The 11,745-nt window shown below is 66.7% G+C and carries 9 protein-coding genes and 1 tRNA gene; 7 read left to right on the top strand and 3 right to left on the bottom strand.

All coding sequences use genetic code 11. From position 1 onward, the window contains the following. Positions 1–132: 132 nt before the first annotated feature. Positions 133–1,353: a L,D-transpeptidase gene (locus ACZ5ZX_RS08220; RefSeq protein WP_465501301.1), complete on the bottom strand. Its 1,221-nt coding sequence runs from the start codon at positions 1,351–1,353 to the stop codon at positions 133–135. A 196-nt stretch (positions 1,354–1,549) separates the two neighbouring features. On the opposite strand from ACZ5ZX_RS08220, the gene ACZ5ZX_RS08215 reads away from it, so the two are divergent. The 5 genes from ACZ5ZX_RS08215 (at position 1,550) to ACZ5ZX_RS08195 (ending at position 6,819) form a co-directional block, all read left to right on the top strand. Next, positions 1,550–1,622, top strand: a tRNA-Lys gene (locus tag ACZ5ZX_RS08215). A gap of 424 nt (positions 1,623–2,046) precedes the next feature. Then, entirely contained in the window at positions 2,047–2,322 is a 276-nt protein-coding gene (locus ACZ5ZX_RS08210; RefSeq protein WP_465501300.1) for a hypothetical protein, read from the top strand. Positions 2,323–2,395: 73 nt separating this feature from the next. Continuing rightward, positions 2,396–3,109 (top strand): hypothetical protein, encoded by a 714-nt coding sequence (locus tag ACZ5ZX_RS08205; RefSeq protein WP_465501299.1) that lies wholly within the window; start codon positions 2,396–2,398, stop codon positions 3,107–3,109. 3 nt (positions 3,110–3,112) lie between these two features. Continuing rightward, a complete protein-coding gene (locus tag ACZ5ZX_RS08200) occupies positions 3,113–6,484 on the top strand; it encodes a hypothetical protein (RefSeq protein WP_465501298.1) in 3,372 nt (1,123 codons plus the stop codon). 2 nt (positions 6,485–6,486) lie between these two features. Beyond that, positions 6,487–6,819: a hypothetical protein gene (locus ACZ5ZX_RS08195; RefSeq protein WP_465501297.1), complete on the top strand. Its 333-nt coding sequence runs from the start codon at positions 6,487–6,489 to the stop codon at positions 6,817–6,819. 153 nt (positions 6,820–6,972) lie between these two features. Here the strand turns inward: ACZ5ZX_RS08195 and ACZ5ZX_RS08190 are convergent, their stop codons facing one another. After that, the gene (locus ACZ5ZX_RS08190; RefSeq protein WP_465501296.1) at positions 6,973–8,544 is read right to left on the bottom strand and encodes an FAD-dependent oxidoreductase; all 1,572 of its coding nucleotides are present in this window, start codon (positions 8,542–8,544) and stop codon (positions 6,973–6,975) included. 78 nt (positions 8,545–8,622) lie between these two features. Between ACZ5ZX_RS08190 and ACZ5ZX_RS08185 the strand changes: the two genes are divergently transcribed. Both ACZ5ZX_RS08185 and ACZ5ZX_RS08180 read left to right on the top strand, forming a co-directional pair. Next, the gene (locus ACZ5ZX_RS08185) at positions 8,623–9,066 is read left to right on the top strand and encodes a MerR family transcriptional regulator (protein ID WP_465501295.1); all 444 of its coding nucleotides are present in this window, start codon (positions 8,623–8,625) and stop codon (positions 9,064–9,066) included. Between the two features lie 73 nt (positions 9,067–9,139). After that, positions 9,140–9,991 (top strand): SDR family NAD(P)-dependent oxidoreductase, encoded by an 852-nt coding sequence (locus ACZ5ZX_RS08180; protein WP_465501294.1) that lies wholly within the window; start codon positions 9,140–9,142, stop codon positions 9,989–9,991. Between the two features lie 15 nt (positions 9,992–10,006). On the opposite strand, the gene ACZ5ZX_RS08175 is transcribed toward ACZ5ZX_RS08180, so the two are convergent. Beyond that, positions 10,007–11,680 (bottom strand): FAD-binding dehydrogenase, encoded by a 1,674-nt coding sequence (locus ACZ5ZX_RS08175; RefSeq protein WP_465501293.1) that lies wholly within the window; start codon positions 11,678–11,680, stop codon positions 10,007–10,009. Positions 11,681–11,745 lie beyond the last annotated feature (65 nt).

Here is an 11,745-nt window from a genome sequence, read left to right as displayed (position 1 = left end):
CGATCTTTTGCCTTTAAACGACCTGCGGCTAAAGGCTGTGGGTTAACCTAAACGCCACTCCTCCGCCGGTAAGGCCTTGTGGGGTCCCATTGGGACTAAAATCTCCCATGGGGGACCCCACATGACCTCAGGTCAGTTCCGGTCGCCGCCGGTCTTCCAGTCGTCCCACGACATCTGCCACACCGACCAGCCGTCGGTCGGCTCCAGCACCTGCGGACCCGAGTTGGTGACCGTGATGATGTCGCCCTTCTTCGAGGTGTCCATCAGCCACTTCGCGTTCTCGGTCGAGAGGTTGATGCAGCCGTGGCTCACGTTCCGCTTCCCCTGCGAACCGACCGACCACGGCGCCGAGTGGTAGAAGATGCCGCTGTTCGACATCCGCACCGCGTACTTCACGAAGGTCCGGTAGCCCGCCTTGCTGTCCGACGGGACGCCGTAGGTGCTCGAGTCCATCGTGTAGCCGGTGTGCTCGCTCATCACCGTGTAGGTCCCGGCCGGGGTGCTGCTCGACGGCTTGCCCATCGAGATCGGCATCTGCTTGACCTCTTGGTCGTTCACGACGACCTTCATCTGATGCGTGCCACCGTCGGCGGTCGCGACCAGTTTGTCGCCGACGACCACGTTGGCGGGCTTGTCCTCGCGGCCGAAGGTGTTGTTGCCGAGGTTCTTGCCGTAGATCGCCGCGTTGACCGAGATCTTCGTGCCCGGCTTGAAATACTCCTTGGGCCGCCACATCACGGTCTTCTCGCCGAACCAGTGGAACGCGCCCTCGGCCTGCGGCTCGGTGACGATCTTCAGCATCTTCTCGGTCGCCGCCTTGTCCGGCACGTTGCCGGTGAAGCTGAAGATCAGCGGGAGGCCGACACCGACCGTCTCGCCTTCGACGAGGTTGATCGAAACACCGATCTGGCGACCCGGCTTGGCCGTGGAGAACGTCGAGGTCGCGGTGACCGGCTTGCCGTCGGTCCCGGTCGCGGCCGCGGTGACGGTGTAGGTCTTGCCGAAGCCGAGCGGTTCCGCCGACTCCCAGCCCGAACCGTCCTCCTTCGGCTTGCCCGCGACGACCTTGCCGTCCGTACCGGTGAGTTTCACCTCGCCCACCTTGCCGTCGGCGACGGCGACCGTGACGGGCTCGCCCGGCGCCACATTCGCCGCGCCCTGCGCCGGCGTCAGTGTCATCACGGCGGGCTTCGGGGCCGGAGCGGCCACACTGCTCTGCTGCGAACCACCGGGAGCGCCACCCGGGGCAGGCGGTTCACTCGACGGTGTACTACTGCACGCGGCGAGTGTGAACCCGGCCACCACAGCCACCAACCCCACCCGCGACCGCCCCGTCGCTCCCCAGACCCTCATGCACACCGCCCGTTTCGCGTGGTACCAACCCCAACGTCTGGCTATAGTCTGCCTGACCGGCCGCAACGCCTGCGGCCGGATGGCCGAATCCGTCCCGGCCCGCCGTTAGGGGACCCCCCTGAATCGGGGGTCAGCAACCCTGTGTTAATGTTTTCCACGTCGCCGAGGGGAACACCAAAGCGGCGGGAACAAGCAGGCGCCATTAGCTCAATTGGCAGAGCAGCTGGCTCTTAACCAGCGGGTTCGGGGTTCGAGTCCCTGATGGCGCACACTCAAGCCCCACGTTTTCAGGTCGATGACGTGGGGCTTTGTGCTATGCGGATGTCTTTCTTCCACTTCTTTACTGTCCTTTGTGTCCGGTCCCGCGCCCGACGCTTCGCCGGCGAGCTCACAGCGCGTCGATCGTGGAAAGCATGGCTGCGCCTCGTTCCGTGGTCCGAGCACCATCAGCGCGTGACGGTGCGGGCCGCAAAGATTGGGACCGTGGGCCAAGGACGTGCCCGCGCGCTCGCTCCGGCCGGTGACTTCACCTCGGAGTGATCCTCCTGTTCGACGCCATGGGCTCGGCTGATTCCGACCGAGCCCATGGCGTTTTTTCGTGCGCGGATGTATCGGCGATGTACGGCCGCTGGACCGGCCGGGACCACGCTCTCCCGGAACTGATGGCGGCGCTGCCGTCCGGACCGATGAGGGGTGCCCGATGCCCAAACCGAACTACCCGAAGCGCGCCGACGTCTGCGGGATGGCGGGCTTGATCACCGCCGCGGCACCGGCCCCAGCGGCCCGGCCGCGAAGTCTTACGCCACCGTGACCGACGGCAAGAAGACGGTCGCGGAGTCCGGCAAGAAGTTGCGCGAGCACCACAAGACCCACCTCGAGCAGATCGTCGGCCAGGCGCTTCATGACCGAGGTGCCTGCCCGCCCGGCCATGAGTCCCGGGCGAGGCCGCCGGAGTTTTCGGTGGCCTGATGGGAAGTTCTCTGGCCGAAGAGGCCAGTGACCGCAAAGCGAAACGAAATAGCGAACTGGAGATGAGTGACCGATGACGTCGAACATGGTGAAGCGGGTAGCCGCTGCGGGCGTGGCCGGACTGGCCGGAGTGGCGGTCGGAGTGACCACGGCCAACCTGATGAGCGATGACGGCGACGCGGGGCAGGTGAAAACCGCCGCCGCGCAACCCGCACCGGTGAAAACCGCCGCCGCTCCAGTGCTCCCGGTGGCGGCGCCCGTAGTGGCCCCGGCCATCGCCGCCCCCGCGGTCGCCCCGAAGGCCGGGGTGAAACCCGGAGTCAAGAAGCCCGCTCCTGTGGTGAAGGTCGCTCCGGTGGTCAAGGAGCAGCCACAGCGCTCCCCGGTGCGCCAGGCAGTGCGACCGCCGCAGGCCACCGAAAAGCCCAATTTCGTTGCCGTCATCCCGGAAAAGCCGGTCGCTCCGCCCGCGCAGTCCCGTTTGGACAAGGCGAAGGCCGCCGTCGACACGGCGGAGAAGCACGTCGGCGAGGCCGAGAAATCCCTTGGTGAGGCCAAGTCCAAGCTCAAGGAAGCCAAGAGGGAACTGGACCAGGCGCGCAAGGCAGGCCAGCACGACCGCGACTTCGGCAAGAAGCCGCGCGAGAAGCACACCGAGCACCAGAAGAAGCCCGGCAAGGTCGAAATCAAGCTCAGCTCCGCGGACGTGAAGCCCGGCGAAAGCCGCACCATCACCAAAAACACCTCGAACGGCTCGGTCTCCGTCTCCGTCACGAATGGCGATTAGACCATGAAGATCACCAGAGTCCGACGAACGATCCTGTACACCGTCTCCGGCGGCTTCATCTCGGTGGTCTTCGGCGTCCTGGGAGCCAGCGCCGCCCAGGCCGGCCCGAAGATGCCGACGGACGCCGGTGGTGGCGGCAAGGCTGCGAGCACCGCTCCGCCGTCGAAAACTCCTCCTGGTGGAACCCCGCAGCAGCAACAGAAAGAGCTGCGCGACGTCAAGACGAGGGCGAACAAACCTGCCGCGCAAGAGAAAAAGTCCGCACCGGAGAAAGACTCGAAGCAGAAATCCGCCCCGGACGACAAGGGAGCGGTGAAGGAAAAGGGCAACGACAAGGGAGCTGTTCAGGCATCTTCGCGGGGGTCTGGCGACAATAAGGGGGCTGTCACAGACGAGAAGCGGAAGGTGTCGCGGGCGGACGTGCGATCGGGTGATGTGAAGCCTGAGGCCTTGAACTCGGCGGGTGACAAGTCTTCGTTGAAGAACTCCGCTGCTGCGTGGCAGTCAGGTGCTTCGCACGATAAGGGTGATTCTGACAAGGGTAAAGACAAGGCCGCCGGTGAAGATGCCGGTAAGCGCGGCGATAAGGAGATCGTGCAGGCATTTTCACGGGGGTCTGGGGAGACGCGGTCGGGTGAAGTGAGGTCCGACGCGCTGAAGTCGGCGGATGGCCAGGCCACGTTGAAGGCTGCCGGCAAGAAGCTAGGCACGTCGCAGGGCAAGGGAAGCCCCGGTAGGGGCAACGGCAAGGACAGTGTTCAAACGTCGTTGCCGGGCCAGAAGGTTGGGCAGGCACGGGAAGCAGGCGACGCCGCGAAGGATCGGCAGCCTGAGGTGTCGCGGGCGGATGTGCGATCGGGTGATGTGAAGCCTGAGGCGCTGAAGTCGGCGGGCGGGAAGTCTTCGTTGAAGAACTCCGCTGCTGTACGGCAGCTGGGGAGTTCACAGGATGAACGAGCTAAGGGCAAGGCGGCTGTTCAGGTGAGTGCGGAGCTGCTGAAGAAGCAGTTGCCTGCAGGGCGGCCTGGTTCTGTGGGGAAGGTGGTGGAGGCCGCGCGGCAGTTGGGTACGCCGCAGGGCAAGGACACCGGGGGCAAGGAAAAGGCGGTTCTTTCCGCGGATTCGGAGCTACCGAAGAGCCAGTTGCCTGCCGAGCGGCGTGATCCAGCGGCGAAGCTGGGGGTGGCTCGGTCTGAGGCGCGTTCGGGTGAGGTGAAGCTTGAGGCGTTGAGATCGGTGGGCGGTAAGACCGGCCTGGCAGATCCGAGTCTGGCTTCGGCCGCACCGGTTCCGCGTCCTGGGGTCCTTGACCGGGAGGCGTCCGCACGGGCTGTCGCTCCGGTTGTGCGGCGGCAGGTGACGCTGGCGGAGGTGAAGTCGGGTGAGGTGAAGCCCGAGGGGCTGAAGTCGCTGAACGACAAGCCCGTGGTGATGCCTGGTGTCGGGAACCCCACTGTGGCCACCGCGCCTCCGGCTTCCGTACCGGTCATCCGGAACGCGGCGATGGGCCTGGCGGGCTCGAAGAGCGGTGGAAAGCCTGGTACCGAGGTAGATCCGGCGTTGGCGCTTCGCACCACCACAGGCACTGGCACGGGGCCGCGTCCCGCGGGCACGGGAACAGCGGGGTCTCCGGTCCCCGGTTCACCGGTGCAGCGGCATGCGGCGCTGCCCCCGGCTGAGCCGACTCCACCGGTCGGGCGCCCCAGCTGGGGAGAGCAAGTGCTGGAGACGGGAAAGACCGTTGCCGCGCTCATCCCGCCGGCGGCCCACGCCGTGGGAACCGCCATGGTGAACAACCCTGCCGATGTGGCGGCGATCATCGGTGGCGGAGCGATGGCCGCGGCGGGCGCCACCGGGGTCGCCGCGGGCTCTGCGGCCACCGCGACCGGTGTCGGCGCGCCGGTAGGTGTGCCGGTGGCGGGCGGCTCAGCTGTGCTGACGGGCGCGGGCGCGACGCTCGCCGGGGTTGGTATCGCCGATCTCGCCGCAAAATCGATGGAAGAGTTCGAGCGGGCCAATCCGCCTGCGGTCGCCAAACCGGCCGAGGCTCCCTTCGTACAGTCACCGACCCCGGTCCTGCCGACCTTGCCGGTGCCCGACGTCCCAGCACGGCCGGCACCTGGCGCTCCGGCGCTACCGGTGCCGGCGCTGCCCATCCCCGAGGCCCCAGCGGTTGCGCCGGAGCCTCCGCTGATCATTCCCCCGGACAAAGCACCTGATCAGGCGCCGGAGCCACCAGCGCCGAAACGACGTCCGCCGGTCCCTGTCCCTCTTCCGTTCGGTACACCCGACGACGATCCGGAGGACACGCCGGAACAGCCGCGCGGACCCGAAGTGGCGCCTCCCGCGGACGCGCCTTCACCGCCGACCGCGCCTTCACCCGATTTCGATCCTGAGGTACCTGAAGTCGCCCCGCCGGATCTGCCAGTGCCGCAGATACCGTTGACCCTGCCAGTGTCCTTGCCTCCGTTCGGGCTTCCGATGGCCTCAGCGGATGGGCCACCATCGGGCTCGTCGGGCTCGTCGGGCTCGTCGGGCTCATCGGACGACTCCACGTCCGACACTGGTGCTGATCCGGGTGAGGCCGGTGATAGTGACCTGGACGCGACTGACGACGAAGTGCGAGAGCAACTCGGGGCAGTGGATTCTGTGCATCCATACGGTGTTCGCCGGGACTGGCCTGCCGATCCGACCACGGGCAACCCGCTCACCGGGCGTGATCTCAAGATGCTCGGATGGAGCATGGAGTCGGTTCGGAACTTCATGAGTGGCGCGGCACCGATGGGTATGACTCCCGAAGAGTACAATGAATGGGCGCAGAGCCTGCAAGAGGCGCTGGGACGCGACGGAATCACGCCTGACGATTATGATGCTCGGCTGCTCGGCTCATCGACCCTGGGTTTCTCTGGCCCGCACAAGCCGTTGTGGTCCGATGAGGATCTCGCCTCCAGGCCCCAAGCGCTGGCCAAAATTCGCGAATGGCTTGATGGCGAACCTGGCCGATTGGTGCACCGTCCCTTTGATTCGGGATATCATTTTGGCGTCGGCAAGGATCAAGGTGGCGAACCGAGTGACTATGATACGAACATCTCAGGTGATAAGCTGGTCGAGCGAGCCAAGGAATACTATGAATCACTACCGGAGGAGGAACGCCCTGAAAGCTTCTTCTCTGGTACGCACGAATATGTGAACAAAGACATCGCTGAACAAGTTTTCCCCAACCTGGCGAGATGGGCGGAGGAATGGACGGAGCGATTGGGTCGCGAGGTGTCTCATGCAGTGTTTCCGTCGACTGGGCCAAAATTCGACCCAAACTTTGACACTCATTTCCGCGACGACGTCGACTGGATCGTCCACCGGCCAGGAGGTGCCTGAAAATGCCCATGAAACGCCTACTCGATGTCCGCCTTGCCGGGGCCATGCCCCAGGACAAGCTGGAAGCTCTTCGCAAGTCGCTGACCTTGACGAAGCGCGGCCGTCTTACTGACGACGAAGATGCACAGTTTGGCTACCGTTACCTTCGAGATGAGCCCGACAATTTTGTCAAGTTGTCACTGTGGCGAACCGATGCGACGCATTGGTACTTGAACCTGAGCTACCTGAACGAGCCTGTTGCCGCCGACGTGGTCGAGAGTTGCCGGGCCGAAATCTTGGCGGCCGCGGAGAAACATGGCTTCGTTGTCGAGAAGGTTTCGCAATTTTCGGAGTGAGTGCGGTTTGCTGTTCTGAACCGCTGTATTCGCCGATGGCTGGGGTGGCATGAATTCCTGCCACCCCAGCCATCGGCTGTCGCTACACCGCGGCAAGTAAGCGAAGCCCGCCAACGCGAACTCGGCTCCCATTCCACCTGCTGGATGGCGCGCTCAGGTTTGTCCGAGCAGGGTGCGCATGACGGAGCGGAGGGTGCCGTTCGGATCGGCGGGAAGGCTGCGCGACCGCCAGGCGACGAAGCCGTCGGGGCGAACCAGGAGCGCGCCATCCGGGTCGGTGCCGGCCATCTCGGTGAAGGCCGCGGGATCGCCGTCGACCATGGCCTCGGTGATCTGCCGCACCTGAAGGTCGTCTGTGCTCGCGGTGAGCCAGCCGGTGCCGTTCGGGCCGGTCAGCAGGGTCCACCGCACACCGACTAGGTCGAGTGTGGACAGTCGGCGTTCGCTGCCGGTGAGCCATCGATGCGGGAGGCGAAAGCCGGGCATCGCCTGGTTGTCGAGGATGTCGGGCGTCGCGGTCTCGTCGGTGAGCACGGCGTTGGAGCTGTAGCGATAGAACATCATGCCGCGCAGGTAGTCGGTGGCCGCCTGCGCGTACAACTGGTTGGTGTCCTGCTGGGCCTGGTATCCGCGGAGCAGGCGGCGGGACAGCGCCAGGGACGCCTCGGCGGCGGCCCGGCGTTCGGGCTCGTAGCTGTCGAGGAGGGTGTCGCCGGCTTGTCCGCGGAGCACGGCGGCGAGTTTCCAGGCGAGGTTGTGCCCGTCCTGGATGCCGGTGTTCATGCCGAGCCCGCCGGCGGAGCTCTGTACGTGGGCGGCGTCCCCGACCAGGAACACCCGGTCGCGCCGTAGCGCCGCGGCGATGCCGATCGCGGCCTCCCAGGCGTTGCACTCGATCAGGTCGATCGGCACCGTGTCGTCGCCGATCGCCGCGCGCAGCAGTCGCAGCGTCCGCGCCGGCGACAGCTGGGCGAGCTCGGCGGGTTTGCCGGGATAGTCCATGATGTGCGATGACCAGCGGTCACCGGCCTCGCCCTTCGCGAACAGCGTGCAGTAGACCTGTTCGTTGCGGATGAAACAGGCGTGCGTTGCCGACTCCGGCATCAGGCTTCGCAGGTCGGCGCGGAAGAAGGCCGTGTTGAGCCTGGCGTCGACCCGCCGGTCGGGCAGGTCGATGCCGAGTGACGCGCGCACTCGGCTGCGGGCACCGTCAGCCCCGATCAGATAGCTGGTGACCACCTGGTGTTCGCGGCCGGTGCCTGCCTCGGTCACCCTGGCGCGCACGGCCTCGGCGTCGGCGGTGAACTCGACCAGCTCGGCGCCGAACCGGACCTGCCCGCCGCGGCGGAGCAACTCCGTCAGCGCGATTCGCTGCACCTCGTCCTGCGTCATCGCGTGGCGGGAATCCACCGGGCTGCAGGCGTCCAGCAGTTCCGCGTGGCCCGGCGGCGGGGCCGCCCGGTGCAGGACGGTTCCGACCGCGCTGTCCTTGACCATCGACCGCATCGGCCGCGGGCCGTCGCAGCCGAGGCGGTCCAGCGTCGGCCCCAGCCCGATGGCCCGGAACAGCTCCAGGGTCCGCATCGTCGTACTGGCGCGCGGTGGACCGCCGAGCGGGTCACGCTTGTCCACCACCAGCACCCGTATCCCCCGATCCGCCAGGAACAACGCTGTCGAAAGCCCCACCGGCCCGGCGCCGGCCACCACTACCTCGTATCGCTCCACGGTGTTCTCCTCACTGATCACGCTGGGTCCACCGTGCTCGCTCAAGTGGACTTGAGCGCAACGTGCGATCATCGTGTGGTGCGCTACTCGATCAGCGAGGTAGCGCGGTACTTCGGTATCGCGGTCTCCGCGCTGCGCTACTACGACCAGGTCGGTCTGCTGCATCCGGCCGGGCGACGCGGGACCGTCCGCATGTACGGCCGTGATGAGCTACGCCGGCTCGCGCTCGTCCAGCTGCTCCACCACGACGGGATGATGAGCCTGGCGGACACCGCCGCCACACTCGCCGACAACCCGCCCGGCGGCGCGGCCAGGCACGTCGTGACCGAGTCCATCCGCGTGATGCACCACCAGATGGAGCGGCTCCGTGCGGCGCAACAGGTCCTCGAGCACCTGCTCACCTGTCCCCGCGACGACCCCATTCGAGACTGCCCCGTTCTGCGGGCGCAGTTGGAGGACACCATCGACACCGCACTCAACGCCAACGGGAGGGCCGAGCCCATGTCCGAAGGTGATCCCTGAGCGAGCGGCGATGGCGGAGCTGGGGAAGGATGCCCCCAATTCCGGACTCCGCTCTCGACGACGAGGATCGAACATGCCGACTGCACAACCCGCCGCGATCATCACCGGCGGGACCGGCGGTATGGGACTGGCGACGGCGAAGCTCATGGGCCGCGACCACCGGATCGTGCTGGCGGACCTCGACCAGGCGCGCCTCGACGACGCGGTGCGGGAGCTGACCAAAGCCGACGTGGAAGCGACCGGCGTGGTCTGCGACATCACCGACAAGGCGTCTGTGGAGCGACTGTTCCAGCGCGCTGAGGCCGGCGGTGGTCACGTCCGCGCGGTGGTCCACGCCGCCGGAGTCAGTCCGCATATGGGTACGGCCGAACGCATGGCCCGTATCAACGCGACCGGCACCGTCACCATCGCACGAGCCTTCCTCCCGCGAGCCGCCGACGGCGACGCACTCGTCAACGTGGCCTCGACCGCCGGGCACAGTATTCCCAGGATCCTCGTCCCCTTCCGCGCGTTCCACCTCGCCGAACAACGCCCCGACGACTTCGAGAAGGCGATCGTCAGCCGCGCGAAATTCGCCGGCCGGAAGCTGAAGCCCGGACTTGCCTACGCGATCAGCAAGAACTTCGTCCAGTGGTACAGCCGTTTCCTCGCGGCCGAGTTCGGCGCGCGCGGTGCACGGGTCGTATCCGTCTCCCCGGGAAGCTTCGATACCGCGATGGGACGCCTCGAAGAGAACCACGGCGCCGGCGAACTGGTGAAGGCGGCCGCGATCAAACGATTCGGCAAACCCGAGGAGGTCGCTGCCGTTCTCGCGTTCTGCGCGAGCGAAGCCCCCGGCTATCTGACCGGTGTCGACATCCTCGTCGACGGAGGCACCAAAGCCGGGAAAGAGTTCAAAAGGGCCCGGAAAACCGCTACCAGCTGAGAACTCGGGTATGTGTCAGGGCAAAGCCTTCGCGAGCGCGCGGCCCGCCGCCCTGCCGGAGAAAATGCAGCCGCCGAGGAAGGTTCCTTCGAGCGCGTTGTGGCCGTGCACCCCGCCTCCGCCGAAGCCGGCGACCTCGCCCGCCGCGTAGAGCCCCGGCATCGGGTCCCCGCCCGCCCGCAGGACGCGACTGTCCAAATCGGTCTCCAGCCCGCCGAGTGTCTTGCGGGAGAGAATGTTGAGCCGGACCGCGATCAGCGGACCGTGTGCCGGGTCGAGGATCTTGTGCGGTTTGGCGACCCGGACCAGCCGGTCCGAACGGGAGCGGCGGGCGTTGTGGATCGCCATCAGCTGGAGATCCTTGCCGAACGGGTTGTCCAGCTCACGATCCCGCGCCGCGATCTGCCGTTCGAGGTCCTCCAGGACCAGTTCGGGCCCGCGGGTGATCTTGTTCATCCCGGCGACCAAGTCGGCCAGACCGTTGGCGACGACGAAGTCCTCGCCGTGCCGGACGAACTTCTCGACCGGGCCCGGTGCGCCCTTGCCCAGCTTCGCGCGCAGCAGCTCCTTGACGTCCTTGCCGGTGACATCGGGGTTCTGTTCGGAGCCCGACAACATGAACTCCTTCTCCAGGATCGACTGGGTGAGCACGAACCACGAATAGTCGTATCCGGTGGCCAGGATCTGTTTCATGCTCCCGATCGAGTCCGCGCCCGGGACGCCGGACATCCCCCGCAGCCGGCGGCCGTTCGCGTCGAACCACAGTGACGACGGGCCGGGCAGAATCCGGATCGCGTGGTCGGGCCAGATCGGATCCCAGTTGTGGATGCCTTCGACGTAGGCCCACATGCGGTCGCGGTTCACGACCCGGCCGCCCGCCTGTTCGGTGATCGCGAGCATCCGGCCGTCCACATGCGCGGGTACACCGCTGATCAGGTGTTCCGGCGCCGGGCCGACCCGCTCGGCCGGCCAGTTCGCCCGCATGAGGTCGTGGTTGTGGCCGATGCCGCCGGAGGTCACCACGACGGCCGCGGCGCGCTTCTCGAACTCACCGGTCTTCCGTCGCGACGAGGCGATGCCTCGCGGCTGGTCGCTTTCCTCCAGCAGCGTGCCGCGCACGCCGGTGACGCGGCCGTCCTCGACGAGGAGTTCGTCGACCTGATGCCGGAAGCCGAACCTGACGAGGCCGCGCTGTTCGGCACGCAGCACCGGCTCGGCGAACACCCGCACCACCTCCGGGCCGGTGCCCCAGGTCAGATGGAACCGAGGGACCGAGTTCCCGTGCCCGTCGGCGCTGCCGTCGCCGCGTTCGGCCCAGCCGACCGCGGGCAGCACGCGCAGGCCGAGATCCCTCAGGTACCGGCGTTTTTCCGTGGTGGCGAACCGCACATACGCCTCGGCCCACTTCCTCGGCCAAACGTCTTCGTCATCGAGCCGGTCGAAGGCGGCCGAACCGAGCCAGTCCTGCAACGCCAGTTCGTAGGAGTCCTTGATACCGAGCCTGCGCTGCTCGGGACTGTCCACAAAGAACAGTCCGCCCAGCGACCAGAACGCCTGCCCACCGAGATTGGCCCGGTTCTCCTGGTCGAGCACCAGCACCCGGCGGCCTGCCAGGGCGAGTTCGTGCGTCGCGACCAGTCCGGCCAGGCCCGCGCCCACCACGATGACATCGGGTTCGAATTCGGTCATGAGCGGATCTCCGGTTCAGAGTCGACGCTAAAGGATTGGTCGGCCAATCCGATTGGTTGTTGTAT

Source organism: Amycolatopsis sp. NPDC033938 (assembly GCF_055575975.1).
The sequence above is the reverse complement of the archived record's forward strand: the minus strand, read 5'-3'. Positions and strand labels throughout refer to the sequence as shown.